Below are 26,254 nucleotides of genomic sequence, written 5' to 3' on the forward strand. Positions count from 1 at the left end.
AGTAATTAATACAATAGACTTTTTCCTAAAACTTACGATTATCATATTCGTTTCTACTTAGCATATATTTTATCAATTATGCTTTGGCATAATTGCGTCCGGAATCGGCTTTGTGCTTGCACAAAGAACTCCTTTCCGATTCCGTGACATCCGCCGGAGGCTTTAACTTCTTTCAGCGGGTGTCCAAACACCTGTACCTGTCGCTACGCTTTCGGGATAAAAGAGATCTGCTGAAAGAAGTTAAAACGGCTTAAAGAATATATAGGGTGGAGGAATTTTGCAGTTGAGTGCAATGATACTTGGTGGTTTTCTTTTTTTAAGTGCTAGCATAGGAGGAGCCCTAGCTTGGGTATTCTCTAAGCTATTTCAGCATACAACCCATGGATTATCATTACTATGTGGTGGATTTTTAGTTGGCTTACTTGTAGTAGACGTCATTCCTTCTTCTTTTCAAATATACAAATCATTTGGCCTTTTACTTGGAATTTTGATTGGCTATCTAATATTTGAAATACTCAATAGTTTATTTCACGCTTCCCATACACAAAATCCCTCTGTATCACTACTCGCAATCGCTATAATTATCCACACTATTCCAATGAGTCTTACTGTCGGACAATTACTAGGGAACTCCGCATTAAGTATTGCAATAACAGCTTCCATTATTCTGCATCATCTACCAGAAGGCTTTGCACTTTCAACAGCATTACTATCGCAAGGAGAAAGGCTATGGAGACTCTTTATTTATTTTATAGCGTTTTCGATTTTCTTTAGTATTTTTATACAGATTGGCCAATATTGGGAGTTATCTGATAAGGCACAAGGAGTACTAATGGGCGTATCGATTGGGTTAATCGCAACCGCCAGTATTTCAGAATTTATTTTGCATCATATTCGTTCAGTTTCACGAAAATCCTTTATAGCATATATTTTATTAGGTTATTTATTAAGTCACGCATTTCATATGCTGGTCGAATAAAAAAGCAATCCACCCAATATTGTGGATTGCTTCTTTTTTAATTATTTATCGTCACCAACTAACATTAATGTTAGTGTTAAGATTTTAGAGAACTGTGCACGTGTAAGATTACCTTTTGGATTAAATTGACCGTTTGCTCCATCAATAACACCCAATTGCTTTAATAATCCGATTGCTTCAACAGTTTCCTGACGCATTTGGTTTTTGTCTGTAAATGGGTTATTTTTGCTAACCTTACTTACATCAAAGTCCATTCCTTCTAAGTATCTTGCTGTTACAAATGCCATTTCCTCACGTGTAACAGGTTTATACGGCTCAAAATTAACACCATCAAAAATATCGATTAAGCCATATTCCTCTAAAATTGCTACTTCCTTTGCACCCGGGAAATTTGCTAAATCTTTATATGTAGCAGGACTTTCATAATCTTCATTCACATCTAAAGCAGAAGCACGGAAAATCATAGAAACTAATTGTCCACGTGTTACTTGTCCATTTGGATTAAATGTTGTAGCAGATGTACCATTAATAATGTCACCTTGGTAAAGTAATTGGATGTAGCTCTCAGCCCAATGCCCGATAGTATCTGTGAAGTAACCACCTGGTTTCAAGTCAAAATCGTCTTTGTTAATTGCTGCAAATAAAACATTAAAATGTTTTTCACCTAAAGCTTGCCATTTCCCTTCAGCCAAAAGTTCTCCTTTAAATGAATTCCCAGATGGAGTAAATCTTATTTGCATAGTGTCACCGAACAGCTCTTTAAATTCCTTTTGTTCCTGTTCACTCATTTTAGACTTTAGCGTTTTTAGAGAATAATTTAGTGTAATACTATTTTTTGTTGTTACTACACCATTTTCCTCAAAAGCTAGATCAGAAATTAGTAGTGTTTTATAGAGTTCTTGGTAGGTCATTGATTGCACTTGCTTAGTCGCTGCAACTACCTGTTTTGGGTGGATAAAGCTAGCAATATCTATATTTTCTTGTGCATTTGCTTGGATCCCAAAACCTCCTGTAAAACATGCAATACTAAGTGCGCCAGCTAAAAGTGTCTTTTTCATGATTCTTGCCCCTTTCAATTCATAAATTTAGTGTACTAAAACAACTGTTAGTAAATCTATAAAAATATGTAAGTTATTCAAAATTATAAGAAAGTCCTATTTTTCGCAACGTAAAAAATTACTAAATCTTCATAGAAAGTCAGGAAGTATATTACATAATTTCTACAATGTATTAGGTGGTTTTTTCAATAAATTCAACGAAATGTGCCATTATCTCTTACTTTGTAAAAATTTCATGTTATAAATATGCTTTATATCTCTTTTTATTTATGTAGAAAAAATAGTAAATCTGTTTATTCTTTAGTAGGTATAAAGTAGATAGTAGCGGACACCAATTTATGCTCTTTAAGTTGAAATAATCAAGGAATTTTCTTTGTGCGGAAAAAAATTCAATGCCGATTGTAGTTCTATATATTAAAATATTTGATATAGAAGATTTCTATCTAAAGAAAGGAGTTTCAGTACTTGGTAAATACACTTGTAAATATATTAGTCCTTATAACTCTATTCAGTATCGTTATAGCAATTGTCTTTCTTCTTCTTGCAATGTTCAATTTCATAAAGATGGATCGAATTAAAGCACTAAAAATGCTAAAATTAACCGCTATCCCCATTATCATTATGATTTTTTGTATGATAGGCTATTGGGATATTTCACCTGAAGATAAAGCAAATAAAGCAGAGGTGGATATTACATATGAAGAAAAACCAGTAGCTAAAGTAGAATCAACAGATGATGCAACTTGGCAAGAGAAAGTAAAAGAGGTTGCTTCTCTTGATAGCCCTTCTCCTAAAAAGTTCGATACAGTTGTTGCTTACGCTAAAAAGTATCCAGCTACAAAGGCTGAAATCAAAGAATTCGAGGATTATATCATTGCTGAATATAAAAATAAAAAATATTTAGCAGACGTACAAAATGATGAATATATGTTAGGTAATATTTTTAAGGCATATGTAGTGAATAGATACTATGGAGAAGAAGAAACGCCTATCAACGATTTTGTCTTTGGGTTTTATCAAAACTCTAATTATACTTTTAAGGGACTCGAATCAACTAATAGTAATGCAATAAAATATAATGAACGCCAAATGGATAAAGCATTGACAGTTATTAATTAATGAAAAGCGAGATTTAATCATCCAACAAGAAGAATTGTTGAAAAAATTAACCCACCAATTAGAAGAAGTAAGAAAAGCTTTTGGCAGAATTTATTTTCAAAATAAATTCTTATTTGTACATTCCTATACAGTTCAAGTTAACATAACATTAAAAAAGCCAGTAATGACAAAGGACAAACCCTTGTCATTACTACCTTTTCATGTGAATCACTTTTTATTGTGTATACAAAAGTTTATACATTGTTGATTTGACAACGTTTTTTAGTTCAACTGCTAACTGCATCATGTATAGATATTGCATAAAACTAAAAACAAATCCTCTTCTACCAAACGTAGAAGCCACTTCTAATCCAAGACCTAATTATTTAGCAACTCCCTCAGACTTTGCCATTTATATCTTCCACTTTTATTTTTTGTCTTTCTAATTCGATTCTTTCGAATTCCACTTCTAGTTCCCTATGCTTAATCAAATAATCTTTTTTTATTTGATAAACTTTAATGAAGCTGAAAACCACAATAATAAAAGCAAATATCAACATTAAAATTTGTATATCCGAGAAATACAAACAACACACCTCACATTCTATATATATTCTATATATCCATTATACATCCGCTCGGATATTATGTATAATACAAGAAATAATGTATTCATTTATCCTTAATTGTATTATTTTTACAAAAATAAAAAAGGAGGATTACTGTAATGAAAAGGTTAAAGTTTTTATTTGCGGTTTAATACTGGTGCAAAATTCGGTAAAACTGTAGATACAAAATCAGTATTAAATAACTTTAATACAAAAAAATTAGAATTTGATTAAGTGGCTGCTAAGGAAATATATAATTTCACAGTTGAAGAATTAAATTAAATGAATTATATGAATAGATGTTTCGATCAGCATGGAAACCCAATAATTGACTCAAGAGATACAGCTGATTTAAAAGGACAAACTAGTGCAACGGAAGCTGAAAGAATTGGTGGATAAAATTTTGCATGCGAAAAACCAAAAAAGACCAAGGCAGTTAAATTAAATGTCACTCTCTCGGGTGACATTTTTTTATTGTTATTCGTCCATACTTGAACGAAGTTATGCTTTTTGAGAAATTCAATTCAGCACTGAATTCTTTATATCATTATAATAATAGAGGCTTTCATTTGATTTTTCAATATCGAAAGAAGTAGTATGGAGTTGTTATAAGGGATACATTACATATCCATACAATTATATTGATGTAATAATTTCGAAGGAGGAATTTAAGATGAATTATCAAAATATTACAGTTGCAGGTAGCGGTGTTCTAGGTAGTCAAATTGCTTATCAATCAGCTTTTAAAGGATTTAATGTAACGGTATACGATATTAATGATGAGGCATTAAAAAATGCACAAGATCGTATCACAAAATTAAAACCGTTATACCAACAAGATTTAGGTGCGACTCAAGAAGAAGTGGATGCTGCATATGCACGTTTATCATTTAAAAGTGATTTATCAGAAGCGGTTACAAATGCTGATCTTGTGATTGAGGCGATTCCTGAAGTTGTTAAAATTAAAACAGAATTTTACACAAATCTTGGAAAAGTAGCCCCTGCTAAAACAATCTTTGCGACAAACTCATCAACGTTATTACCAAGCCAATTTGCAGAAGCAACTGGTCGTCCAGAGAAATTTTTAGCGCTTCACTTTGCAAATACGATTTGGAAAAACAACACAGCCGAAATTATGAAACACCCAGGCACTGATATGAAAGTGTTCGATGAAGTCGTAGAATTTGCACGTGCAATCGGCATGGTTCCACTTCCATTATATAAAGAACAACCAGGTTATATTTTGAATTCATTACTAGTTCCATTTTTAGATGCTGCTGAATCACTATTAGTAAAAGAAGTAGCAGACCCAGAAACAATCGACAAAACATGGATGATCGCAACAGGCGCACCACTAGGTCCATTCGCCATCCTTGACATTGTCGGTATTAATACTGCTCTCAACATTGTAGAAGCAAAAGCAGCTGCTACTGGTGATGAAAACTTGAATAAACTAGCCAACCTCTTAAAAACAGAGTATATCGAAAAAGGCAAACTAGGCCGCGCAACAGGCGAAGGCTTCTATAAATATCCAAACCCAAACTTCGCAAAGCCTGATTTCCTAAAAGGCTAATTAATCAATAAAACGATGTACATAGTGTCTTTGCTATGTGCATCGTTTTTTATTTTTTCAATGTGTCGACATCGGGTTGCAATTCGAAGTGTTCCTGTGGTTACTCAATCTGCTCGGGTATGACGTGAAAATGATCAGGTAGTAACTCAAACCGCTCGGGTTGGCTGCGAAAGTGATCGGGTGGCTACTTAATCTGCTCGGGTTGGCCTTGAAAGTGATCAGGTAGTGCCTCAACCTGCTCGGGTATGCTGAGAATGTGATCGGGTGGCTACTCGATACGCTTGGGTTTACTAAGAATGTGATCAGCTATTAACTCGACTGATCAGCTTTGCCAAGAACTTAATTAGGTTTCCAGCTCGAGCCACCTAGGTATACAGTTCACGAGAAAAAATCCCAAAAACTAGGTGCATCCTGAAACCTTACAGTTGCAAGCTTTTCTATAATTTTTAGTTTAATTTCTTGTTCCAAGTCTTCCCTTTCTTGATAGTCTGTATTGTGTAAACAATGTTTAATTTTAGGTATGAAATTCTCTATAATGGTTAGAGTCTCTTCGTTATGTTGATTTCCGAAATTCGCCATAAGTCATTCCCCCTTTTTTCTGAGTGTATTATTGAGTTTATTTAAAGCCTTCCTGTGAAGGTTTGATATATTTTGTGGTGTTGTTTGTAATGTTTGAGCGATTTCTTTTATAGAAAGCTCTTTTACATAAATCATCTCTAAAATTTGAAGTTGTTTAACCGTTAGTTTTTGTAGGGACTTTAAAAGCTTTTCATCTTCAATATTGTCCAACAACCCTTCCCCAACTATATTATCAAGTTCCGTATCATTGCTTGCATCTTCTATTAACTCTTTTGCAGTCTTGCCATCCTTTTCTGATAAGCCCTTATCTAATATTAATAAAGTGCGATTTTGCAGCCTTCTTCTTTTTTTATCAAAATCTAAGCTAAAGAAATAAATTAAATTACTGACGTATTTGGTCTTCCTAACATTTTTATAGTGAGATTGAAAAGAATCATCAACGAGTTTCTTATTAATATCAGTTGGATATAAAATTGCTTTTTGCACCAAATAAAGATTTTGGGAATCCGACAAAAAGCTTTTTATAATTGGATTGTTAACCTGCTCATTATTTCTATAGAAGAATTCCTCTATTTTTTGATTATCTTTCTCCATTTAATAATCCCTCCTATATCCGCCCTCTTTCTATATAAAGTGAATGTAGTATCTATATTATAAACCAAAACAAGAACAAATGTTCTTATAAAGAAATAAAAAATCACCTTTATATACAAAAAGGTGATTTAATTTAGCTTTATTGGTATTAAATGGACGAATAAAACAGCAGTTTTTCTTGCTTGAAACCATCACTAAATATTTTTTGACTGTAAGATTGTTTTTATTAAAGAAGGATTCTCTTTACATATTACAGTATATAGCCAAGGCAGATTGATCCCCGATTCGAATCAGAGGAGCACCTTATATACTATTTTGGAGTAAGAAGGAGTGTGTTTACATCATGACACCGGAAAATGTACCAATGTGGATAAGCTTAATAGGAAATTTTGGGTTCCCAATTGCCGTAACAGTCTATCTATTCATTCGATTTGAAAGGAAAATAGATAAATTAGAGGCTATCATCATGGAGTTATCTGAAGTTATAAAATATCAGAAATACAAAAAAGGTGTGTGATCCACATGTTGTTACTGTAAAGCGAGAGAAATTCAATCATTTTACACCCACTGAAAGAAGTTAAATTTCATTGTGACCCGGATGTAATTTATTGCTAAAAGGTTTATCTCTTTTGTATGATTGTAATTAATAGGAGGGGAATTTATGATAGCCTACAAGAGAATTGCTGTACTATATTTTCTTATTATGTTCCTTAGTATTTTTATTGCTACACAAGTGAACAGTATATTAGCTGGTGTATTGGTTCTTGCTTTTTTGTATTGGTCTTTTATTGGTTTTCCTTATTTATTACAAGAAAAGGTGAAGTTTTTCGAGATATGTTGGAGTTGGTTAACAAAAGGTGAAAGAATAGGTCCTAGAAACTGAAGATTTATCCACAGAATTCACTGAATATTCAAACTAACAACGAGTGATATAATCAAATCCGGGAAGCTTAAATTCTTTATCAGATTTTTATTTCAAGCATACTATACTTCAATAAAAGGATCGATTGGAGGCAATAATGCAATTATGATTAGCAACAATAAAATTGCAACGACCAATATTGTGCTGGCAATTTTACTTGTTTTAGGTATCACTTATAATTATTTTTACAATCAATCACCAATTCAAATTGAACGCTTAGGTAATTTAGGGTTTTGGCTAGCATTCCCATTATCAATAATCAATATAGTACTGAGCATAAAGCTACTGAAAAATAAAACGGGTAACGCCAGTAGCTACGTCACTTTTATGATTGCTGTAATTATTTTAATCATTGCTTTAATTTCATTATTTCATTGGGGATAGCCATAAAAAACTACAAACTCCAAAGGCTAAAAAGCTATTGGAGTTTTTATTAATCAATTATGCCTCGGCATAATTGCGTCCGGAATCCACCGGAGGCTTAACTTATTTCAGTGGATGTTCAAACATCCACTGAAATAAGTTATAGATACAAAACCATATAATCCTCATCAAAATATTGCTGACCTATTTTTAATGCCCTCTTCTCCGTTCCAAAAACCTCAAACCCTAAAGAAGAATACAGACTTTTTGCTGAAGCATTCGTTGACACAACCGTTAGAGTAAGTTGTTCAACTCCCTTTAGCTCCCTCGCCTTATTAATCGCTTCGACCATTAAACGCTTACCAATGCCAAACCCTCGCTTTTTCGGGGAAACATAAACAGCAAAGATGCTCGCTTTATGCTTTAACTTAAGCTTACTTTCCTGAACTAACGTCGCAACGCCTACTAATTCTTCATGATCAAATACCCCTATCGTATAAGAACCCTGTGATTCAAATCTGTTGGCAAACAGCTCGATCGAATAATCCTTTTCCTCCTCAAAGCTAGAACCAAATGCCTCTGTATTATTTTGTAGACCCTCTAATCTTAAATTCCGATAGGCTTCAGCATCTGCAGCTGTTAAAAGTCTACTATCCATTCATTCCCCTCCTACGATACTTTTCATTTTTATCGACAATTACTAATAGTGTTTTATGTACTTTCGCAAGATAGTTTCCTAAAATGGAAATAAAATCATGAAGGAGAATGTTTAAATATGAAATCTAACAGTATAGCAAATCATTTTCATACATTACAGGAGCAGCGAACTCATTACCTACCTTGCATTCAATCACTCTCGCAGGAACAACTATGGCATCGTGAGAAAGAAGGTAAATGGTCAATCGGTGAACACTTCTATCACCTTTATCTAATCTTAAAAATGCTTAAAACAGCAACGAAGTTTTCCTTACTGCTGACGCCTTACGCGAAAATGCGAAGAAACAAGCCATTTGCCACTGAAATAAATAATATATACGAGGAATATAAAAACAAAAAAGGACGAGGCATGCGGGCTCCCGGAATATTAGTGCCTCCCTCAAAAATACGTTTCACACTAAGCGGTGACGAAATCGAACAATTACTAGTGAACGAAACGAGCGCAATGCAAGAATTAGTAAAAAATATTGAGGAGGATATTGCCGGGCATATTGTCTTCCCAGACCCTATCGCTCACTATCCTAACCTTATTCAATCTATCCAGCTACTTGCGATCCACGAAAAGCATCATTTTAGAATAATGACGGAGCAATATAATAGATTGGTTGCATCTAGCTAATTTTTAATCTAAGCGTTTTAAAACGAAAAAACTATGTCCATTTAAGTAGATTTCATTTATGAAAAGAGGTTTGAAATATGAAGATTCTAGGAAATGTTATTGATGATCAAGGAAGATGCAAGCACTATTCTAATAAGGTAGATACTATTTCAATTAAATTTAAATGTTGTGGAGAATATTATCCTTGCTATAAATGTCATGAGGAAAATGCAAATCATAAAATTCAACCTTGGAAGAAAGAGGATTTTGATGAAAAGGCAATACTTTGTGGCGTATGTAAAAAAGAATTAACTATTCGTGAATATATGAATAGCACTAACTGTAAGCATTGTAATGCTCTTTTTAATCCAAATTGCAGTAAGCATTTTCATATATACTTTGAGACTGATAATAATCCTACATGTACTTTCTAAATAGAATAGCCTTTGAAGGGTTAATGCCTTCAAAGGTTTCCTATTAGAAGCTATGCGTAATGATTATTTATTATATTTTTGAAGAAATGCTTTTACTTTCTCCTTGGCAAATTGTGTGCTCAAACTACCTGGATTTGCATCAAAGCCATGATCGACCTTTGGAAGAAGATAAAGTTCATGCGCTACACCACTCTTAGTCAGTTTCTCATCCAATACAGTCGCCTGCTCTACAGGAACAATACGGTCGCTCGTTCCTAAAAACGTAATAGTCGGTGGCGTATTTTCCTGGATGTAGCTTATAGGGGAAAGCATCTTATAACGCTCAGGGTAATCGGATGGTGAGCCTCCAATGTACTTATTCATAACATCTTTGACATAACGCATACTTGGATTGTTCTTATAAAACAATGTCATATCTGACGGTCCATACATGTTAATCACTGCCTTGACTAGTACATCAGGAACATCCGTTGATGGTGATAAATGTTTATCACCCATACTATACGCTGCAAGCATTGCTAGATTCCCTCCAGCAGACTCTCCCATTAAAATGATTCTGTTCGGATCAATCTTATACGTATCTGCATTTTGCACGATCCAACCTAACGCCGATTTAACATCCCCTACTTCATCTTTCCAACCTGCTTCAGGAGGCATACGGTATTGGACATCAAAAACGGTGTACCCTTGATCATTCATCCACTGATTCCAGTCTTGAACTTGGCCTTTATCTCCACCTACCCAACCACCCCCATGCACTTGAACAATGACAGGTGTTAAAACATCTTCTGATTTTTTCTTTGCTGGCCACACATCGAGTTTTAATTCAATGCCGTCCGTAGTTTTCCCATACACCACATCTACACTAGGCTTAGTTGAGATATCTTGTTTATAGAAAAAATGTGGGCTAAGAGAAACCAAAACATTCTCGCTTTTAGCATAGCTTTTCATATTACTAATTGGCTGCACAATTAAAAAGATTAATAACAACAAAATAGGAATTAGAACTGTAAGAGCAATGAAGGTTTTCTTCCAAAAAGAAAGAGCTAATAAAACTATTATTATTAATGTTGTTACTACTAGAATAATCGGAAATATAGAAGTCCCCCATGCAAGCAGACTCATTATTTTATCCATATTACTTGGATTTAAAATATAGTAAGCCACTATAATGACAATAAAACATACTATCACAGAGAGGAATGTGAGCAGCCACTGAAGAAAACCTCTAGGTCGCCAATTTGTTGTCTGATTCATCTTTTTAAACCTCCCATATTACACCATATTTTTATACTTCCTTTTATGCATAAGATTTCAAGTAATCATTTAAAGATCTATACTTTAATATAAATGATGCACCACATTCTCACGCACAAAGTCAAATATTATCTTTATATCTCACAAACTTCAAAGTTAAACTAGTACCACATTGCTAATAAAAACTATAGAAATAACTATCTCCATTGTTCAAAGACTCCGTTGTGGTCACCTGGAATCTGCATGTTTAAATCACCTTATTCTGTATGTAACGTGCGTGAATGCCAGAGTTGTAGCTGATCGCTCTTTAGTTTTCGGAATTTATAGAAAAATCAACAAAAAGTGATTTTGAAACTTTATAGCTGATGGTTTTGTACTAACATAACCAAAAAAAGAAAAGCAGGAGAGCAATGATGAAAACAAAAAAATCTAAGAAAAACCCTTTGAATTGGATATAAAGCATCATCCCCTTTTTAATCTAATTTGAACATCACTTTAAAACATTAAGGAATAAATTAAGTCAAGTTATCAGAATTATCAATTTTTATTAACAAAATAGCAAAAGTTGATTTTAAAACTTTTATAGCAAATGGTATGGTATTCACATCACAAAAAAGAAAAAAGCTCCTATTGAAGGAATGAAATTAGAACCAGTTCCCTATAATACTGATGTTGATATAGTCAAAATAGATGAAAAAGGAAAATCTTCTATATTAATAGAGCAAGTAAATGTTAAAAAAAACAAACTAACATATATTTATTTTGATGCTCAACAATTGAAGGAACTACGTACGTCTAAAGACAAAAATTATTTACTAATCCTAAATAATAGGGAAAAAGAATTGCTTTCAGATGCGAAAGCTGTTGATCTAGGATTAAAACCTTTCCCTACCTCATTTCAAGCAGTTATAGAATTTTACAAAGAGAGTAATTAATCAACAATTATGTTTTGGGTTTAGTAATGTTTAAGTTCGTTTAAAAAATCATTGATTATAAAATATTTCATAAATCTAAAGGAGTTAGAAAATGAAGATAATAAAAGTAATAATCTTTTTTATCATAACTGTATTATCTCTTGTGATTTCAGAACGGGGAATCATATATTTTTTTGATGTCAACTCCAAAACCTGAACCGGTAAATCCATATCCGTTATCTGAATTATCACCATTTGTACGCCATGGTATCGCAGCGGTTATTGTGCTAGTAGTGCTTTGGATTACTAATAAAATGATGCATTGTTTCTCTTTCATAAAAATGAAATTAATAAAAAATCCTTCTTAGCCTTGAAGTTTGCCTTCAAGGCTATTTCTCTTATAGTGGCAATTAGTTCGTCTCATGCTTACTCGGGATGTGAAGGGTAATAGATTTTTCACACTCGTTTCACACTGCTGCGCTACCTCATTTTTCCACATGCATTTAATTTTCAAATTACTTTATTGCTTAACTGTCTTCAATTTCAGAAAACTCTTCTAGCCACTCTGTCATTCTACTCTTAGCATAATCCTGTTCAAATTGGTACCAATGATTTTCGACGCCTAGTTCATTAATTTTTTCCTTAAACATTCGAAAAGGCTTTTTTCCGTTAAGTACGTTTATTAAATGAATCGTAATCGGATCTGATTGCTTTTTAGCAAAACTGGCCATGACATCATACATCTCAGACGATGTAACATTTGGAATCATCACTAAATCCGCAGCCACTTCCTCATCATCCCAATCAATCTCAAGTTCGCCAGTTATAAATTCTGGTGCATCCAAAAGAACTTCACCCGTTCGACGATTTAACACATACGACATGTTATTATCATTTCCATTTAAAAATGCATCCACAAGTTCATCTAGTAGTTTCAATTCCGTCACCTCATTTTAATTCTACACGCACAAATCACACTTAATATTACAAAAAATGCCCGCAACCATCAATCGTGGCTACGGGCTGTTCACTATTTCATTAAAAAGTGCCATGTTTTAGAAGGGTAGAATGCTTAAGCTCAGTCGATAACTGCATAAAAAAGAATCGAAAAGATTCGATTCGGCATTTATTCAAACGTTCCTATACTGAGCTCCCTACAAAATGATTCTATCGTGTCACGCTCTTCTTTTGGCAATGCTTCGTACTCAACCAGATATTGTGCTGAAAAGTCTTCTAGCTCCTTATAACTGACTTCTCTTGTCAGGACGATTCCATTGACCTCATTAGCCAACTGGTTTGCAGCCACAATATCCGTAAACGCAAAGGCCTGTTCTTCATCATCCGTAAATGTTAGAAGGTCAATTTCCCCCTGGTAATAGCGCTCATCTACTTGCACTACGTAATATCTAATTGAATCCATTATACACCTCCCTAATTCATGATTTTAATTATTTACTTAATAAACTGATGAATACCCATGCAATATCGCAAAATGCTCAAAACGTGATTAAAACGCTGAGAATTCTAAAGTAACATTCGTAAAAACTTTTCAAAATTCACGCCTGCCTCACGCGGAATTTGCTCCTTTGATGTAGCTTCAATTGAAGCTGCTAAAAACGTCTCGGCAAGCTTCATCGACTCAACTAAATCTTGCCCGCGCATCATGCCACCCATAATGACGGATGCAAACAAATCTCCTGTGCCTGAATAGCTCTCGCCGTTGTATTCTCGGATGCTAGAAAATGAACGATGTGCATCGACATACATATTGCCTACATAGCGCTTGTTCGCCTCTGCTGAAGGCGGATTTAAACCGGTAATAATGACGTTCGTCCCAGTTTCCTGCTGTAGCTGATGACCCGCTTCCTCTACCGCCTGAATATAATCTGCATCGTCTTGATAGTCCTGTAGCTTCTCGTATGACAAACCTGTAAGCAAGCAGCATTCTGTAATATTTGGTGTAATAATATCTGCACACTTCACTAGCTCTTTCATACGATCGAGCAACTCGCCTGTATACATTTTATACACCTCGCCCAAATCACCCATTACCGGATCTACAAGCAACGTCGTTTCACTAGAATGAAACAAGTTTAAAAATCGAAAGATGTTATCGATTTGCTCCTTCCCTGTCACGAAGCCTGTATGAATGCCATCAAAGGTCGCACCAAGCTTGCTCCACTCATCTACAAAGTAGTCCATCTTTGACGTTAAATCCTCACAATAAAAGCTCGAATACCCTGTTTGCGCCGTTAAAATTGCAGTTGGTAATGGCACCGCCTGAACACCCATCACTGACAGCACAGGCATCGCAGCTGTTAACGAGCACTTCCCAAAGGATGACATATCCTGAATTACAGCAACTTTTTTCATCATACTCTCCACCTAACTAATCCTGCTTGTATTCTCTTCATCGTATCATAATTAGTAAGATGCGAAAATGCACTCACTTATAGAAAACCAAACTGACCTTTAATATTTTTATCAAATTGGCACTTTTACGATAGTCAGTCCTTTGCTAAAGTTAAAATTATCGAAAAATTCATCATAGTGAGGATATGCAGATGCAAAATATACAAGGTCAATCCTATACAAAATCACGCACGAAAACATTTGATTTGGTCATTACATCCATTCTTGCAGCACTTGTTTTCGTCGCAACAATGTTCATCAATCTTAAGCTACCATTCGGGCAAGGTGGACTTATTCACTTAGGGACATCCATGCTTTTAATCACGTCGATTTTATTTGGTCCTAAAAAAGGGGCACTTGCTGGAGCAATCGGAATGGGCTTATTCGATATCGTAGGTGGCTGGTTAATTTGGGCGCCAACCACAATAATCTCCCGCGCATTACAAGGCGCCATCGTTGGGAAAATCGCTTGGTCTAAAGGTCATAGAGGCGACAATATTGGGTTAAACATTTTCGCAGCAGCTGTTTCAATGCCTGTGATGATGGCGGTCTACTATATCGGGCAAGCGATTATGTTCAAAAGCTGGGTTGCCCCTTTAGCATCCATTCCAGGAGACGTAATCCAAAACGTTGTCGGTTTAATTATCGCTATTCCTGTATGTATCGTGATGAAAAAAACACCGTATTTTAAAAAGAATTTTTAATACTACACCATAAACACGCCATCTTGTTGTTTTGCTGACAGCATAGATGACGTGTTTTTTGGTTGGCGTTTCGTTTAAAATTTCAAGTCGCAATAATGGAGGATTTTTTCCATACTATATCTTTAGGGCGAAAATGCCACGAGTAAAATTGAATTAACCTAAGGAGTGGTTAGGAATGAACGGAGATGCTATCGTTTAGAACGTTCTATTACTATCTATTGTAGTTTGTGATTATTTAGCAGCCTATTTATACAAAAATAAGAAGATCCCTATATGGGCTTCTGCAATTGGCATGGCGGTTTTAATCCCAGTAATAGTCGGAAGCTTTGTGTATTTAGGGGTCAGTTATGCTAAAGCCTTTGAACCAGATAACACAAGAGAAGGGATTGCTTTTGCAGGAGGATTTATAGCGGTGATCCTTGCATTAAATGCAATAATTATGTTCGTTATAGGAGTTATTTTAAATATTTATACATTCGTTAAAAAGCATTAAAAAATCATGTGTTATAAAGCATAACTGCTTGTACTTGGCGTTTTCAATATAGAATGCTCAAAATCTAAAGCTAAATTAAAGGGAATTGTTAGCTCACTTTCACAAAAGTATGTCGAAATGACTTTTCAACCTTTTCTGAATGAATAAATTTGATTTTCAATAATGAAGGCTTTTTTTCATACTATATGGTGGAGGTGAAAAAATGCCAAGAGTAAAATATATAAATTCTGACGTTGACTTAGTGGCAAGGATGATGAGAGCAGAAGCTGTAGGTGAAGGAAACCAAGGAATGCTATATGTTGGCAATGTCATTGTGAATCGTGTTATAGCAGAGTGTCCAGACTTTAAAGATTTAAGAACCATTAATGATGTCATTTATCAGGTACAGGGAGGAAATTATTCTTTTGAAGCTGTTCAAAAAGGTAATATGTTTTACCAAAGAGCGCGACCTAATGAAAAAAGATTAGCAAAATTGACTCTGGATTATTGGCGAGATCATCCAGCGAAATACGCACTTTGGTATTTCAATCCATACGCACCATGTCCTCCAACATGGTACGGTCAACCTTTTACTGGTCAATTTAAAAATCATTGCTTCTATGAACCAGCACCTGATACATGTGAAAGTGTTTATCAAGGATAGGTAGCTATTTTCCTTTTTTGTTACAGTTTTTCTGTTGAGCCTTTTACAGTCTCAAAATATTAAAGTCTATAAATAAAAAAAAGACATTCTACCCAAGTAGTTTGTCTTTTTTGTATCAATATTTTTTTGTAAATATTATTTAAAAATCTACCACGCCATTCTTGTGCTTTAGTTCAAATATTGTTTGTGATTTAATTTTATTTGTATTTTTCAGGTATGCGTTCTCCATTTCTAAATGCTCAATTTTTGCTTGTAATGTTTCAAGAGAGCCTTCAGCTTCTCTTACATTTTTGGATTGCTTCTTATTGGTTTCTTTTTTCTTGGGAGAACGTCCCCTTTTCTTTGGCTCTAGAGCTGTTAGTCCTTGTGTTTTTAATAGCTTTGTCCACTGATATATTGTACTCGGAGAAGATATATTAAATTTACTTGCTGTTTCTAGAAAAGAAGCACCTGTTTCGTTCATAAAGTTTAGTACGTCTAGTTTAAACTGAACAGGATACGTTGTATAACTTTTTTCAAAACCTTTAATCCCTTGAGCCTTAAATAATTTTACCCATGTGATAATTTGATTTTGATTTGAACCAATACTTTCTGCAATCTCTTTATAAGTCTCTGTTCCATTTAAATAACGATTCACTGCGTTTAATTTTATTTCAACTGTAAATTTAGACATATAAACACCCCATTAATGTTAGTTAAGACACATATTTACGGGTCATATCAAAATAAGAAATTTTCTTTCTTATTGCATTCTCTTTTTATTTCTCGTCATTTCCCATTTTTTAATGGCCAACACGGAACCAAAGAAAAATACCGTGGCAACCAATGTACCTACCGGAAGACTAGTCACAATGTCTGCAGGTAATACAAAAGTAAGCAGAGGGAAAGCATACACAGCTGGTAAACGGATGCCAACGATATGCAACAAAATAAACATTAGCAACATAGCTAAAATCGTAATGAGTATCCAAGAATTAATATTCAAATACAAAAGCGTTCATACAGTTGTTGATATGTTCAGTAACAATACTTGCTTAAACGCCATTTTGCTACTGTACATTGGTTTTTGAAGCACTTCATACACGGCGACAAGGATGGGAGGGATGACCGCAAGCTGCACATAACCAACAATCGTGACTGAATCAATCCAAACCAAATTGAGGAAAATAAAAACCAACATATAATTATACTGAATTGGCACTTTCTTTTCCAATCCCTTATTTAATCTAAATAGGAGAACACCAAGCATTAAGAGGAGCGTGAAAATGAAAATCGCTATAATAATTCGACCTCTCCATAGCTTAGTTGCAAAGAATTTTGCAACCTTGGAGACGATTGCTAACTATAAATCTAATATTCTTACAGCAGAACTAGTGCCTATTCTAGATGCACCAGCATCAACCATTAATTTTATATCATCGATGTTACGTACTCCGCCCGATGCTTTGACCCCAACATTTGGTCCAACTGCTTTTCTCATGATCGCAACATCTTCAACAGTTGCTCCGTGCAGAGAACAACCTGTGGAAGTTTTAAGATAGTCCGCACCCGCTTTTACAGATATTTCGCAAGCACGTACTTTTTCTTCATCCGTTAATAGACATGCCTCTATAATAACTTTTACTAGGGCCTTTCCTTTTGCAGCGTTTACAACTCTACTAATTTCTTTTTCAACTAGCATATTGTTTTTATTTTTTAATGCCCCGATATTAATCACTACATCTATTTCCGTAGCCCCGTTACCAATTGCATTTAGAGTCTCAAATACTTTTGTCTCAGTCGTGCTCGCACCTAAAGGAAATCCTATAACTGTGCAAATATTAACATCTGTTTCATGTAAAAGATCTGCAGATAAGCTTACCCAAGCAGGATTCACGCATACAGACGCAAAGCAAAATTGTTTTGCCTCTTGGCATAAATTAATTATTTCTTTTTCGGTAGTACAAGGTGAAAGTAATGTGTGGTCTATTAATTTTGGATAGTCCATAAATTTATCAACTCCATCTTCAAGATATGTTTAGTGAAATTAGGTGATCTGCGTTTTTTTTACCTCAAGAGCTTTTTATGATAGACCAAGAGGATTTTCATTTAATGCTACTTTTTTCAAGCCTAATCCATTTGTTTTCATTTCTAAAACCATTATGTGAAAAGATAATTGTGAATTGTGAATCATTCCACATATTTAATTTATAAACCATTTATTTTAGCCTATATGGATGTTAAATTACCCATGTCTCTTATAATAAAGGGTTTATCATTTTTTTGACCATCCAGTACATTTGTTTTTTACCCATCCATTTATAATTAAAAAAAGAGACAAAACTGATCAAATCCTAAAAAAAAGCGAGAAATCAATTTTAGAAACTTTGATTTCTCGCGCTTTTCTGATGTGAAATTTTCATAGTGTTAAAAAATAAAATGGTTAAGGTTCGCACCAAAATTATCTGTTGCTGTCACTTCTTTAGCACTACGTAAATCAATCCCTCGTTTTGCCAGAGAGTCATACTTAACTGACACCTAAATTTCATTAGTTTTTCAATAAAAAGAATCAAAATAGTTTAAAGTTTAAAGCGAATGAAGTGCTTCTGCAAACCTTTTGATTCCTTCTTCAATTGATTTTTCATCTTCCCTTGAGAAAGTAAAACGCACAAAATTCTTTTTAGACCCAATTGTAGAACCGGGGACATAAATTACTCCTCTTTTAATGGATGTCTCAAGTAATTGGACTTCATTAAAGTCTTTTAATATTTTACACCAGATATGAATCCCCCCTTGAGGAACAAAAAATTCCACCTCATCCTTTAAATAATGAGTAAGACTTTTAACAATTTGATTTCTTCTTTTTTCTAATTCCACAACTAATTTATTCATATGAGATTGGAAATTTTCTGATTCTAAAAAATCATTAGCAATCCATTGTGTAAAGCTTGAATGACCAAAGTCTATTTGCTGTTTTGCATCGGATAATCTTTCTATTACTGATTTGGGCCCTATAATCCAGCCAATTCTTAGTCCTGAGGCAACAATTTTGGACAATGAGCTAATGTATAAAACATTTCCGTTAACATCCATTGATTTAAGTGTAGGGATTTTTCTCCCTGTAAAAGCTGTTAAACTATATGGATCGTCTTCTACTACTGGGATTCCTAGTTCGGAGGATATGTCTAAAATATCTCGTCTTTTCTTTTCATTCATGACAGAACCTGTAGGGTTTTGAAAATCAGGATTTAAAAAAATCATTCTAATTCGATGTTTTTTATATAATGAGCGTAAATCTTCTGGTTTGATGCCATCCTTGTCCACAGATAAATAATGTATTTGAATGCCTGCTGTTTTGAAAATTTGAAGATTATAACTGTATGAAGGCTCTTCTAGCGCAACTGCATCTCCTGGTTTTAACAAACACTGCACGATTAAATGTATGGCTTGTTGTGCACCAGATGTAATGAGAATGGAAGCGGGATCGGTTTCTATTTGACGATACTGTCTCATATGTTTCGTTATTGTTTCTCTAAATATCTCATTCCCTTGTGGATGATCATATCCTAAGCTCCCGATAAAAGAACGGGTAAAAGTAATCTCCCTTAAATAATCCAACGGGAAAAGATCCTCTGACAATTCTCCACTAGCTAAATTGATTAGTTTATGTTCAACCGCTTCTTTTCTTATTCTCTGCGTTACAGGTTGATTAGGTAAAAAAGGCCCCGCTTCAATATATCTATTCCAACTAGGAATGCGTTTATTTGTAATTCCCCAGATGTCTTTACTGATTGTTGTACCGCTTCCTCTATTTCTTTCAATCAGTCCATTGGATTCCAACTCATCATATGCACTTACAACAGTGCTTCTGTTTATATTAAATTCTTTAGCTAAAAACCTTTCAGACGGTAAGGATTTATCAGCCGGAAATGTGCCATCTGCTATCCCTTTTTCAATATATTCGGCAAGTTGTTTATATATAGCTTTCTTTGATTCTCGATCTGGTTTCCAATCCATAAAAACTCTCTCCTTAAAATTCCTAATTGTTCCTATCCCCAAAAATGGGGGTTCAATAGAATTATCCTGTATTCTCTTTTATCAAACTGCAATAACTTCCTCTAATCTTTTCGATTAAAAAGAATTATTTTAAATAAATCACACTCATAATAAACCACCCATTTAACCTTTAATTTAACCATCCACTTTGTTTATCAAACCACTTCTTGCATTTTAAAAGCTTGATATAATCCCTTTTTTCACAAAAAAATTATATCAAAATATTTTTTTCATTTGAGAACGTTTTGTGATAGATTTCATATTTTCTTGCCTTTCGATTTTTATGCAACTAATATGAAACTCGAATTGTGAATCAAATTCCGCACAAACCCTTATTAGCCTTTAAAACATACAAGAATAATTGAAAGGGGTTTGTCTATGAAAAAGATGTGGATCAGTTTCATTAGCTTTTTCACTATTGCCACTATATTAACAGGGTGTGAACCGTTGTTAGTATTGGATCCAAAAGGGCCTCAGGGTCAAGTACAAGCTAAAGATATAATGCTATCGATTTGGATTATGTCCGTTATCCTTATCGTTGTGTATGTCATCTTAGCTTATATGTTATTTAGATTTCGCGCGTCTAAACAAAGCGCAAACTATAAACCTCCCTACATTAAAGGAAGTACACTAGTTGAAATAATTTGTGTTGGTATACCTGTATTGATCGTTATATTCCTATCAATTGTTTCAGTTCAAAGTAACAATAAGGTTGAATCAACACCTGCAGAATATAAGGACAAAGAACCTCTTGTCATTTATGCTGCAACATCTAACTGGAAATGGCACTTTAGCTATCCAGCAGAAAACATTGAAACAGTTAACTATCTGTATATTCCTGTTGACCGTCCAATTGAGTTTAAACTCTACTCTTACGGACCTATTACAAGTTTCTGGATTCCGCAGCTTGGGGGGCAAAAATATGCAATGTCAGATATGGTGAATACATTGCATTTAGGTGCTAACACACCAGGTGAATATATGGGACGAAACGCAAGTTTTAGTGGTAAAGGATTTGCTGAAAATACTTTTAGAGTCGAAGCAGTACATCAGGAAGAATTTGATAGCTGGGTAAAGGACATTAAAAATACTTCTCCAGAAATAACGGAAGAAAAATTTGATAATTTACTAAAGCCAGGTCATGTGGATGAAGCTTCGTTTAATGGGACTCACTTAACATTTTATCCGGCACCAGACAGTGAACATGGTGAACATTAACACAGGTTTCTAATTCATTAGAATAGTGTTCATTCAAACACCACTAATTCTTATGATGAATCATTTAATTATTAAAATTCCACTATTTTACTATAGAACTCTTGAAAGGAGTATTAATCGTTATGGAATTCTTTGAACGATTTGCTATACCTCATCCAAGTGCTGCGATTTACGGATCAATGGTTGCCATTGCACTAACGATTATAGCAATCATTGTCGGATTAACTTTTTTTAAAAAATGGGGCTATTTATGGCGTGAATGGTTAACGACAGTTGATCATAAGCGAATTGGGATTATGTATTTAATCTCTGCATTACTAATGCTTTTCCGCGGTGGAGCAGATGCGATTATGATTCGTGCTCAACTAGCTGTACCTGATAATAAATTACTTGATGCTCAGCACTATAATGAAGTATTCACTACTCATGGGACTGTGATGATCATCTTTATGGCAATGCCCTTCATTATGGCATTTATGAACTTCGTTGTACCTTTACAAATCGGGGCTCGTGACGTAGCTTTCCCAAGGTTAAACGCATTAAGTTTTTGGTTATTCTTTATGGGGGCAATGCTCCTAAACATTTCCTTTGTCATTGGTGGTTCACCTGATTCAGGTTGGACAAATTACTTCCCTCTAGCGAATAACGATTATAGCCAATCAGTAGGTACTAACTATTATTTATTCGCTCTACAAATTTCTGGATTGGGCACATTAATGACTGGTATCAACATGATCGCAACGATTCTTAAAATGCGAGCACCTGGTATGACATTAATGAAAATGCCAATGTTTACATGGTCTGCTTTAGTAGCTAATGTTATTATCGTTTTCGCTTTTCCTGTATTAACAGTAGCACTTGCTATGGGGACTATGGACCGCTTATTTGGAACTAACTTCTTCTCAACAACAAGTGGTGGTATGGATATGCTTTGGGCCAATTTCTTCTGGGTCTGGGGACATCCTGAAGTATATATTCTAGTGTTACCAGCGTTCGGTATTTACAGTGAAATTATCTCCACCTTTTCTAAGAGAAACCTTTATGGATATAAATCTATGGTTGGCTCAATGGTGATTATCTCCTTCCTATCATTTTTAGTATGGACGCACCATTTCTTTACGATGGGACAAGGAGCTTTAACAAACAGTGTCTTCTCTATTACAACAATGGCGATAGCCGTTCCAACCGGAGTTAAGCTTTTCAACTGGTTATTTACACTTTGGAAAGGAAAAATCGAATTCACGACTCCAATGCTCTATTCATTACTATTTATCCCCACTTTTACAATTGGTGGAGTAACCGGAGTTATGCTCGGAATGTCAGCTGCTGACTATCAATATCATAATACGATGTTTCTAGTGGCTCATTTCCATATGGTTATTATTCCTGGTGTTGTATTCGGTATGTTAGCCGGTTTACATTACTATTGGCCAAAAATGTTTGGCTTTATATTAAATGAAAAAATCGGAAAATTGACAGCATGGATTATCGCTATTAGTACGCTTGTGGCGTTTATGCCAATGTTCTTCTCAGGTCTCGATGGACAAGCACGTCGTATGTACACATACACTGAAGAAACTGGTTTTGGCATTTGGAATATGATTTCGTTTGTAGGTGCAATTGGCCTAGCAATTGGATTTGCCTTAATCGCCTATAACGTTTACTACAGTATTCGTTACGCATCAAGAGATATTGGCTCAGATCCATGGGATTCACGTTCACTAGAGTGGGCTACGCCAAATCCTGTACCTCATTATAACTTTGCTATTTTACCGCATGTTAACTCTACTGAAGCTTTCTGGGATTCAAAGTATAATAATCATGTTTTATTCCCAGATAAATATGAAGAAATTCATATGCCAAATAACAGCGGTGTCCCATTTATATTAAGCTGTATTTTCTTTGCTTGGGGCTTTTCTTTTGTATTCGGAATGTGGATTCCAACGATCATCACTACCATTGGGATATTTATATGTATGGCTTTACGTTCTTTAGAAAAAGATCACGGACATTACGTATCTGTAGAAGAAGTAATAAAAACAGAAACGCAATTGCGAGGTGCTAAATAATGAAGATTGATAAAACACTTCCACTCGAATATAGTACACAACAGAATCAATTAAACATTCTCGGTTTTTGGATTTTCCTAGGCGCTGAAATTATGCTTTTTGGAACGCTCTTTGCAGGTTACTTCGTTTTATTTAATCGTGTTGGTAACGGTCCAACTGGGGCAGAGATTTTCGAACTCGCGCCTGTCCTATTTGAAACATTTATACTCCTAACAAGTAGCTTTACGATCGGGTTAGGAATACATGCCATGCGACATGAAAACAAGAAGGCCATGATTACATTCTTCGTGATCACACTACTTCTTGGTCTAGCATTTATAGGTTTTGAAGTTGCTGAGTTTGCTCACTACATTCATATTGGTGCAGGACTACAAACAAGTGCTTTCACAGCTATATTACTAACAACACTAGGAACTCATGGAGGTCACGTAACATTCGGTGTATTCTGGGGATTCCTTATTGTCCTACAACTAATAAAACGTGGACTGACTCCACAAACAGCTAATAAAGCTTTTATTTTCTCCCTATATTGGCACTTCTTAGATGTCGTTTGGATCTTTATATTCAGCTTCATTTACTTGAAAGGAATGGTATAAAATGAGCAATTTATTCCCTCTTAAACAAGTAATAGGTTTTGCACTTTCAATAATCCTAACTTTAATCGCAGTTAGTGTTTATTTTCTGGATGTATCCTTTCCCATTATTATGACGATTTTACTTGTCACAGCATTTATTCAGGCAACCCTTCAACTGATTGTGTTTATGCACGCAAGTGAAACGAAGGATAAAGGAGCAATCTTTACAAACATTTACTATGCTTTAATTATTGCCCTTGTTACAGTATTCGGGACAATATTATGTATGGTTTGGGGATATTTATAATATCATTATATAAGCAGACAAATACTCTGATAGAAGTATTTGTCTGCTTTATTACATACGAAATTAATTAATAAATTATATATTTGTGTACCTTTTATCTGTTCAAGTAAAAGTAAATTTACTATATAATGTTGAGAAAATATTTGCGCTATTCTCCAAATAAATTCATTGGTACGGTTTTCAAAAATTCTCTCACTTCTCGAATGCCAGGAAGTTCACTTTCTACAAGCTCCACCCCGACAATTTTTGCTAGTGGCTGAAGCATCGGTCTTAATTCTTTAGAGACAAATATTTTACTTGGTCTTACCTCTAAGCCTTGTAAAAATGCCCATAACATGCCTTGTGCAATTGGTGGCGTTTTAGGCATAGAAAGCATTTCGTGTTCAATAACCAAATTGCTTCCTCGTTCAACAAGCATACCAGAAATCGGATAAACAGTGCGGTTCGTTTCTTCCGATTCTACGCCAAAAGGCATATAAAATAAATCATATTCTAATTGTAATGCACTTTTAGGTTTTTTCTTATATTTTGCTTTTTCAAACATTGAAATTTCCTCGTAGCACTCATACGTTGGCTTCGTCATATTTATTTGCAAAATATAGATTTCTTGTAACTCACCATCCATTTGCACTTTAAACGTTGGATATTGATGTGCAGCTAGCTGTGGATATTCCCAGCCATCCTTCCGAGCTTCTGTAATATTAATCATCCTACTTACAACATCAATTAAAAGCTCTACCTCAAGATAATTTGGTCTTTCAGGATGCGTTCCCTCCAGATAGCTACGGAATTGAATCCAGTTCTTCTTCCCTCTATACGACAGCCCAAAATCTTTAATTAGCAGATAATCTGCTGTATCTAATTCTTCTCTATCAACAAAATTCACAGTTAAAGCATTTAAACCATAGGAAAAATCGCTCGATAAATTTTTCTCAAATAGAATTTTTTCTAAGCTATTATAGCCAAGCTCCATGTCAAAAATCATTAATCCAAACTCTTCACCACCAGCTCCCATAACAGAAACAAGTACTTTGTAATCTACATCTTCAAAGTGAATGGCTACGACTTCATCATCCCTTAAATATTGCCATGGTTTTAATTTTTTTAGGTCATTAGTAAGCTCCAATAAAGTAAGATAATCTGGCTCCAGGTTTTCTAGTAAACTATTTGCCTCTTCATCCTCCCGTATCAGTTCATTAATTTCCTCCAAATCAATCTTGTCCATTTTACCTGTATGAATATTGCCTGCTCCAGCAATACATAAAGGAGTTTCTGAGCTCATCGGTAAATCCTCATTGCTCTCTAATCGAATAGTAAATGATGCACTATTATCAATTACATGTGCAATGGCTTCATCACCGGATTCTCGAAGCCATTTATCGACCAACTCTTCATCTGTATCTAATTCCTTATCATTTTTAGGTAAAAAACAAATCTTTTCTTTAGATACTCGTCCATCTTTTTTAACAATTTCAAAATCAAAATAGTCCGCCCCATCCAAATCAAAACTTAGTAATATAATCTCATCTAGCATGGAAAAACTACTGTTCTTCGGTAACAATAATTTTCGATAAATTTCCGGTTTTTTCTTACTTTCAATATGCAACTGTATCATTGTATAACCTCCTTCTTCTACTTGTTAATGCGATGCTGATGAAGCTACTGCTTAATTTAAATTCATCACATGTGCAATAATCACTTACTCCATCTCTTCATTAAATATTTCTACTTTGTAGCTATTCTCAAAGTGAACCACTTTCTATTCACTTTACTAACAACCTATCCGTTCTGCAATACTTCAAAATCTATTCCTCACCAATGTTACACACCTCAATACTTGCCGTGTTAAAAAGCAAAAGATAGTTTCCTGACTTTTTTCAATTTTTGTTCAATTGTTGACAAAAGTTGATTTTGAAACTTTTATAGATTGGTGGCATAGGTTTCTCTATAGGACTTTATAAGTACTTTGATACCTCTAATACAACCATCAAAAGTCGTGGGTGACCAGCATCGATGCCTTTTGAAACAGAAAAATGAGGCAGTTTGATATTTTTAGGAAATTAACTTTATAAATGTTTGCTTCATACCAGACAAACTCCACTTT

General features: G+C 34.6%; 28 protein-coding genes and 1 pseudogene. 16 read left to right on the forward strand and 13 right to left on the reverse strand.

All coding sequences use genetic code 11. The annotated features are described in order from the left end of the window. Positions 1-292: 292 nt before the first annotated feature. A complete protein-coding gene (locus tag ABH968_RS02925) occupies positions 293-979 on the forward strand; it encodes a ZIP family metal transporter (protein ID WP_370042676.1) in 687 nt (228 codons plus the stop codon). Positions 980-1,020: 41 nt separating this feature from the next. Here ABH968_RS02925 and ABH968_RS02930 read toward each other — a convergent pair whose 3' ends face one another. Then, positions 1,021-2,037, reverse strand: a complete 1,017-nt coding sequence (locus ABH968_RS02930; RefSeq protein ID WP_370042389.1) for an S-layer homology domain-containing protein — start codon at positions 2,035-2,037, stop codon at positions 1,021-1,023. A 465-nt stretch (positions 2,038-2,502) separates the two neighbouring features. On the opposite strand from ABH968_RS02930, the gene ABH968_RS02935 reads away from it, so the two are divergent. Together ABH968_RS02935 and ABH968_RS02940 are read left to right on the forward strand one after the other, a co-directional pair. After that, positions 2,503-3,156: a hypothetical protein gene (locus ABH968_RS02935; protein ID WP_370042391.1), complete on the forward strand. Its 654-nt coding sequence runs from the start codon at positions 2,503-2,505 to the stop codon at positions 3,154-3,156. Positions 3,157-4,416: 1,260 nt separating this feature from the next. After that, positions 4,417-5,316, forward strand: coding sequence for a 3-hydroxyacyl-CoA dehydrogenase (locus ABH968_RS02940; RefSeq protein ID WP_370042393.1), 900 nt, complete (start codon positions 4,417-4,419; stop codon positions 5,314-5,316). Positions 5,317-5,694: 378 nt separating this feature from the next. Here ABH968_RS02940 and ABH968_RS02945 read toward each other — a convergent pair whose 3' ends face one another. Further along, the gene (locus ABH968_RS02945; protein ID WP_370042395.1) at positions 5,695-5,895 is read right to left on the reverse strand and encodes a hypothetical protein; all 201 of its coding nucleotides are present in this window, start codon (positions 5,893-5,895) and stop codon (positions 5,695-5,697) included. A 3-nt stretch (positions 5,896-5,898) separates the two neighbouring features. Further along, on the reverse strand, positions 5,899-6,489 hold the full coding sequence (locus ABH968_RS02950; RefSeq protein WP_370042397.1) for a sigma-70 family RNA polymerase sigma factor: 591 nt from the start codon (positions 6,487-6,489) through the stop codon (positions 5,899-5,901). A gap of 343 nt (positions 6,490-6,832) precedes the next feature. On the opposite strand from ABH968_RS02950, the gene ABH968_RS02955 reads away from it, so the two are divergent. The 3 genes from ABH968_RS02955 (at position 6,833) to ABH968_RS02965 (ending at position 7,795) form a co-directional block, all read left to right on the forward strand. After that, the gene (locus ABH968_RS02955; RefSeq protein WP_370042399.1) at positions 6,833-7,006 is read left to right on the forward strand and encodes a YvrJ family protein; all 174 of its coding nucleotides are present in this window, start codon (positions 6,833-6,835) and stop codon (positions 7,004-7,006) included. A 144-nt stretch (positions 7,007-7,150) separates the two neighbouring features. Continuing rightward, a complete protein-coding gene (locus ABH968_RS02960; RefSeq protein ID WP_370042401.1) occupies positions 7,151-7,372 on the forward strand; it encodes a hypothetical protein in 222 nt (73 codons plus the stop codon). A gap of 144 nt (positions 7,373-7,516) precedes the next feature. Then, positions 7,517-7,795: a hypothetical protein gene (locus tag ABH968_RS02965; protein WP_370042402.1), complete on the forward strand. Its 279-nt coding sequence runs from the start codon at positions 7,517-7,519 to the stop codon at positions 7,793-7,795. Positions 7,796-7,934: 139 nt separating this feature from the next. Here the strand turns inward: ABH968_RS02965 and ABH968_RS02970 are convergent, their stop codons facing one another. After that, positions 7,935-8,432: a GNAT family N-acetyltransferase gene (locus tag ABH968_RS02970; RefSeq protein ID WP_370042404.1), complete on the reverse strand. Its 498-nt coding sequence runs from the start codon at positions 8,430-8,432 to the stop codon at positions 7,935-7,937. A 117-nt stretch (positions 8,433-8,549) separates the two neighbouring features. Here ABH968_RS02970 and ABH968_RS02975 point away from each other — a divergent pair, with 117 nt between their 5' ends. Next, positions 8,550-9,110 carry a DinB family protein gene (locus ABH968_RS02975; protein ID WP_370042406.1) on the forward strand — a complete coding sequence of 187 codons (561 nt, stop codon included), beginning with the start codon at positions 8,550-8,552 and terminating at the stop codon, positions 9,108-9,110. 77 nt (positions 9,111-9,187) lie between these two features. Then, entirely contained in the window at positions 9,188-9,523 is a 336-nt protein-coding gene (locus tag ABH968_RS02980; RefSeq protein WP_370042408.1) for a CHY zinc finger protein, read from the forward strand. Between the two features lie 63 nt (positions 9,524-9,586). On the opposite strand, the gene ABH968_RS02985 is transcribed toward ABH968_RS02980, so the two are convergent. Then, positions 9,587-10,780, reverse strand: a complete 1,194-nt coding sequence (locus ABH968_RS02985; RefSeq protein WP_370042410.1) for an alpha/beta hydrolase fold domain-containing protein — start codon at positions 10,778-10,780, stop codon at positions 9,587-9,589. 638 nt (positions 10,781-11,418) lie between these two features. Here ABH968_RS02985 and ABH968_RS02990 point away from each other — a divergent pair. After that, positions 11,419-11,715: a hypothetical protein gene (locus ABH968_RS02990; protein WP_370042411.1), complete on the forward strand. Its 297-nt coding sequence runs from the start codon at positions 11,419-11,421 to the stop codon at positions 11,713-11,715. 506 nt (positions 11,716-12,221) lie between these two features. Here the strand turns inward: ABH968_RS02990 and ABH968_RS02995 are convergent. The 3 genes from ABH968_RS02995 to ABH968_RS03005 form a co-directional block, all read right to left on the reverse strand. After that, positions 12,222-12,632 (reverse strand): UPF0158 family protein, encoded by a 411-nt coding sequence (locus tag ABH968_RS02995; RefSeq protein WP_370042412.1) that lies wholly within the window; start codon positions 12,630-12,632, stop codon positions 12,222-12,224. A gap of 188 nt (positions 12,633-12,820) precedes the next feature. Further along, positions 12,821-13,114 carry a hypothetical protein gene (locus ABH968_RS03000; RefSeq protein WP_370042413.1) on the reverse strand — a complete coding sequence of 98 codons (294 nt, stop codon included), beginning with the start codon at positions 13,112-13,114 and terminating at the stop codon, positions 12,821-12,823. A 104-nt stretch (positions 13,115-13,218) separates the two neighbouring features. Continuing rightward, positions 13,219-14,067, reverse strand: coding sequence for a pyridoxamine kinase (locus ABH968_RS03005; protein WP_370042678.1), 849 nt, complete (start codon positions 14,065-14,067; stop codon positions 13,219-13,221). A gap of 191 nt (positions 14,068-14,258) precedes the next feature. On the opposite strand from ABH968_RS03005, the gene ABH968_RS03010 reads away from it, so the two are divergent. From ABH968_RS03010 to ABH968_RS03020, 3 genes are all read left to right on the forward strand, one after another. Continuing rightward, positions 14,259-14,810, forward strand: a complete 552-nt coding sequence (locus ABH968_RS03010) for an ECF transporter S component (RefSeq protein WP_370042415.1) — start codon at positions 14,259-14,261, stop codon at positions 14,808-14,810. A 292-nt stretch (positions 14,811-15,102) separates the two neighbouring features. Beyond that, positions 15,103-15,303 carry a hypothetical protein gene (locus tag ABH968_RS03015; protein WP_370042416.1) on the forward strand — a complete coding sequence of 67 codons (201 nt, stop codon included), beginning with the start codon at positions 15,103-15,105 and terminating at the stop codon, positions 15,301-15,303. Positions 15,304-15,505: 202 nt separating this feature from the next. Beyond that, positions 15,506-15,946: a cell wall hydrolase gene (locus tag ABH968_RS03020; protein ID WP_370042418.1), complete on the forward strand. Its 441-nt coding sequence runs from the start codon at positions 15,506-15,508 to the stop codon at positions 15,944-15,946. Between the two features lie 139 nt (positions 15,947-16,085). Here the strand turns inward: ABH968_RS03020 and ABH968_RS03025 are convergent, their stop codons facing one another. The 4 genes and pseudogenes from ABH968_RS03025 to pdxR all read right to left on the reverse strand — a co-directional run bounded on the left by ABH968_RS03025 (position 16,086) and on the right by pdxR (position 19,942). Next, the gene (locus tag ABH968_RS03025) at positions 16,086-16,619 is read right to left on the reverse strand and encodes a helix-turn-helix domain-containing protein (protein ID WP_370042419.1); all 534 of its coding nucleotides are present in this window, start codon (positions 16,617-16,619) and stop codon (positions 16,086-16,088) included. A gap of 69 nt (positions 16,620-16,688) precedes the next feature. Further along, positions 16,689-17,228: pseudogene (locus tag ABH968_RS03030) on the reverse strand (hypothetical protein); the annotation flags it as partial. 60 nt (positions 17,229-17,288) lie between these two features. Next, positions 17,289-17,933, reverse strand: a complete 645-nt coding sequence (gene deoC / locus ABH968_RS03035; protein WP_370042421.1) for a deoxyribose-phosphate aldolase — start codon at positions 17,931-17,933, stop codon at positions 17,289-17,291. 578 nt (positions 17,934-18,511) lie between these two features. Beyond that, complete coding sequence (gene pdxR, locus ABH968_RS03040; protein ID WP_370042423.1) at positions 18,512-19,942, reverse strand: MocR-like pyridoxine biosynthesis transcription factor PdxR; 1,431 nt, start codon at positions 19,940-19,942, stop codon at positions 18,512-18,514. A 417-nt stretch (positions 19,943-20,359) separates the two neighbouring features. Between pdxR and qoxA the strand changes: the two genes are divergently transcribed. The 4 genes from qoxA to qoxD all read left to right on the forward strand — a co-directional run bounded on the left by qoxA (position 20,360) and on the right by qoxD (position 24,150). Beyond that, positions 20,360-21,199, forward strand: coding sequence for a cytochrome aa3 quinol oxidase subunit II (gene qoxA / locus ABH968_RS03045; protein WP_370042425.1), 840 nt, complete (start codon positions 20,360-20,362; stop codon positions 21,197-21,199). A gap of 122 nt (positions 21,200-21,321) precedes the next feature. Next, positions 21,322-23,268, forward strand: a complete 1,947-nt coding sequence (gene qoxB, locus ABH968_RS03050; protein WP_370042427.1) for a cytochrome aa3 quinol oxidase subunit I — start codon at positions 21,322-21,324, stop codon at positions 23,266-23,268. Then, entirely contained in the window at positions 23,268-23,864 is a 597-nt protein-coding gene (gene qoxC, locus ABH968_RS03055) for a cytochrome aa3 quinol oxidase subunit III (RefSeq protein ID WP_370042428.1), read from the forward strand. The genes qoxB and qoxC overlap by 1 nt, the downstream gene beginning before the upstream one ends. Before the next feature lies 1 nt (position 23,865). After that, positions 23,866-24,150, forward strand: a complete 285-nt coding sequence (gene qoxD / locus ABH968_RS03060) for a cytochrome aa3 quinol oxidase subunit IV (RefSeq protein ID WP_370042430.1) — start codon at positions 23,866-23,868, stop codon at positions 24,148-24,150. 148 nt (positions 24,151-24,298) lie between these two features. On the opposite strand, the gene ABH968_RS03065 is transcribed toward qoxD, so the two are convergent. Next, entirely contained in the window at positions 24,299-25,765 is a 1,467-nt protein-coding gene (locus tag ABH968_RS03065) for a DUF7309 domain-containing protein (RefSeq protein ID WP_370042432.1), read from the reverse strand. Between the last annotated feature and the right edge of the window lie 489 nt (positions 25,766-26,254).

This window comes from Lysinibacillus sp. RC79 (assembly GCF_041262405.1).
Taxonomy (GTDB): domain Bacteria; phylum Bacillota; class Bacilli; order Bacillales_A; family Planococcaceae; genus Lysinibacillus.

Bases quoted from the DNA above. Each gene is read 5' to 3' on its own strand.
- ABH968_RS03015 (WP_370042416.1), top strand. From the start codon at position 15,103: ATGGCGGTTTTAATCCCAGTAATAGTCGGAAGCTTTGTGTATTTAGGG.
- ABH968_RS02930 (WP_370042389.1), bottom strand. From the start codon at position 2,037: ATGAAAAAGACACTTTTAGCTGGCGCACTTAGTATTGCATGTTTTACA.
- ABH968_RS03000 (WP_370042413.1), bottom strand. From the start codon at position 13,114: ATGGATTCAATTAGATATTACGTAGTGCAAGTAGATGAGCGCTATTAC.
- ABH968_RS02960 (WP_370042401.1), top strand. From the start codon at position 7,151: ATGATAGCCTACAAGAGAATTGCTGTACTATATTTTCTTATTATGTTC.
- ABH968_RS02940 (WP_370042393.1), top strand. From the start codon at position 4,417: ATGAATTATCAAAATATTACAGTTGCAGGTAGCGGTGTTCTAGGTAGT.
- qoxA (WP_370042425.1), top strand. From the start codon at position 20,360: ATGAAAAAGATGTGGATCAGTTTCATTAGCTTTTTCACTATTGCCACT.
- ABH968_RS03010 (WP_370042415.1), top strand. From the start codon at position 14,259: ATGCAAAATATACAAGGTCAATCCTATACAAAATCACGCACGAAAACA.
- ABH968_RS02955 (WP_370042399.1), top strand. From the start codon at position 6,833: ATGACACCGGAAAATGTACCAATGTGGATAAGCTTAATAGGAAATTTT.
- ABH968_RS03020 (WP_370042418.1), top strand. From the start codon at position 15,506: ATGCCAAGAGTAAAATATATAAATTCTGACGTTGACTTAGTGGCAAGG.
- ABH968_RS02965 (WP_370042402.1), top strand. From the start codon at position 7,517: ATGATTAGCAACAATAAAATTGCAACGACCAATATTGTGCTGGCAATT.
- qoxB (WP_370042427.1), top strand. From the start codon at position 21,322: ATGGAATTCTTTGAACGATTTGCTATACCTCATCCAAGTGCTGCGATT.
- ABH968_RS03005 (WP_370042678.1), bottom strand. From the start codon at position 14,067: ATGAAAAAAGTTGCTGTAATTCAGGATATGTCATCCTTTGGGAAGTGC.
- ABH968_RS02970 (WP_370042404.1), bottom strand. From the start codon at position 8,432: ATGGATAGTAGACTTTTAACAGCTGCAGATGCTGAAGCCTATCGGAAT.
- ABH968_RS02950 (WP_370042397.1), bottom strand. From the start codon at position 6,489: ATGGAGAAAGATAATCAAAAAATAGAGGAATTCTTCTATAGAAATAAT.
- deoC (WP_370042421.1), bottom strand. From the start codon at position 17,933: ATGGACTATCCAAAATTAATAGACCACACATTACTTTCACCTTGTACT.
- ABH968_RS03065 (WP_370042432.1), bottom strand. From the start codon at position 25,765: ATGATACAGTTGCATATTGAAAGTAAGAAAAAACCGGAAATTTATCGA.
- ABH968_RS02945 (WP_370042395.1), bottom strand. From the start codon at position 5,895: ATGGCGAATTTCGGAAATCAACATAACGAAGAGACTCTAACCATTATA.
- ABH968_RS02925 (WP_370042676.1), top strand. From the start codon at position 293: ATGATACTTGGTGGTTTTCTTTTTTTAAGTGCTAGCATAGGAGGAGCC.
- pdxR (WP_370042423.1), bottom strand. From the start codon at position 19,942: ATGGATTGGAAACCAGATCGAGAATCAAAGAAAGCTATATATAAACAA.
- ABH968_RS03025 (WP_370042419.1), bottom strand. From the start codon at position 16,619: ATGTCTAAATTTACAGTTGAAATAAAATTAAACGCAGTGAATCGTTAT.
- ABH968_RS02990 (WP_370042411.1), top strand. From the start codon at position 11,419: ATGAAATTAGAACCAGTTCCCTATAATACTGATGTTGATATAGTCAAA.
- ABH968_RS02975 (WP_370042406.1), top strand. From the start codon at position 8,550: ATGAAATCTAACAGTATAGCAAATCATTTTCATACATTACAGGAGCAG.
- qoxC (WP_370042428.1), top strand. From the start codon at position 23,268: ATGAAGATTGATAAAACACTTCCACTCGAATATAGTACACAACAGAAT.
- ABH968_RS02985 (WP_370042410.1), bottom strand. From the start codon at position 10,780: ATGAATCAGACAACAAATTGGCGACCTAGAGGTTTTCTTCAGTGGCTG.
- ABH968_RS02980 (WP_370042408.1), top strand. From the start codon at position 9,188: ATGAAGATTCTAGGAAATGTTATTGATGATCAAGGAAGATGCAAGCAC.
- qoxD (WP_370042430.1), top strand. From the start codon at position 23,866: ATGAGCAATTTATTCCCTCTTAAACAAGTAATAGGTTTTGCACTTTCA.